Annotated in this window: 1 protein-coding gene and 1 pseudogene; one reads left to right on the forward strand and one right to left on the reverse strand. The window is 69.8% G+C overall.

Going from position 1 to position 1,167, the window contains the following annotated elements; all coding sequences use genetic code 11:
• Positions 1-168: 168 nt before the first annotated feature.
• Entirely contained in the window at positions 169-582 is a 414-nt protein-coding gene (locus tag ACZ7HQ_RS45725) for an NUDIX hydrolase (protein ID WP_391738368.1), read from the forward strand.
• 105 nt (positions 583-687) lie between these two features.
• Here ACZ7HQ_RS45725 and ACZ7HQ_RS45730 read toward each other — a convergent pair.
• Positions 688-1,167: pseudogene (locus ACZ7HQ_RS45730) on the reverse strand (mobilization protein); the annotation flags it as partial.

The following is a 1,167-nucleotide window of genomic DNA, read 5'->3' on the forward strand; positions in this document are numbered from 1 at the left end:
ACGCTGGCGCCCGCTGTCCCCCGCAGCGAGAGCCCGTGGCCGGGGCGGGTCCTTGGCGTGCGCGCCTTCGGCGGAAGCCCCGAGACGAACGGTCTGACAACGCAGCGACCGTTTCACGTCCACCGATACGGTCTTCCCACCCATCCTGGGCCTCTTGGAGGAGCAGTCGTGACGCAGCAGACCACGGACGAGCGGCCGGGCATCGCCGCCGCCATCGTCGTTCACGAGGGCCGTGTGCTCATGGTCCGCCGCCGGGTGAGCGAAGGGCAGCTCTCCTGGCAGTTCCCCGCCGGGGAGGTCGAGCCCGGCGAGGAACGTGAGGCCGCCGCCGTACGGGAAACCCAGGAGGAGACAGGGCTGACTGTCGAGGCGGTCAAGCTGCTCGGCGAGCGCGTTCACCCCAAGACGGGCCGCCTCATGTCCTACACCGCCTGCAAGATCCTGGGCGGCACAGCTCACGTCGCCGATACCCAGGAGCTTGCCGAGCTTGCCTGGGTGTCCCATGGCGACATCCCGGAGTACGTGCCGTACGGGCTGTTCGAGCCGGTGCAGGACTATCTCGACGGGATCTTGTCCGCGTAGACCGCCCCAAGTTCCGGCGGGGAACTGCGGGAGAGCACCAAGGCTCCACGACCTACTGGATCTTGCCTGGATGCAGGACTTCCGAGCCAAGGAACGCCTCCTCCCTCACAGACGTGGACGGTACTTCTGTTCCGCCGGGACCGCCGACCGTGCGGGCTCAGCCACACCGGCCGATAGTGCAGTCGCGGACAGTCGCATGGTCGTAGTCCTGCGGGCCGCCTCGGCGCGGGGATTGGGTGCGGGGTTGCGGCTGGTGTGCTGGATGCGGGTGATCAGGACGCGGGCGGGCTGGCGGGCACTCGTGAGTTCGCGCTGAGCGGCGGCTTCCTTGAGGAGTTGGTGGGGCTTGTGACCGCTGGCTTCAGCATCGGCCAGGACGGTGGCGAGGGCTGGCCAGGCGGGGTCGGTGAGGATGCGGTCGGCGTGGTCGGGGACGGCGGCCCGGACGTCATGGGCCAGGGTTCGGCTGGCCTGGTCGCTCGGCTGACGAGCGGCGAGGTTGTCGATGACCGGGACGAGGGCGTGGTCGGCGGCGGTGTGTAGGTGGTGCAGGGCCTGACGGGCGGCTTCGGCCTGGTGGGCGTG

The sequence above is a fragment of the Streptomyces sp. NPDC037290 genome, assembly GCF_055603245.1.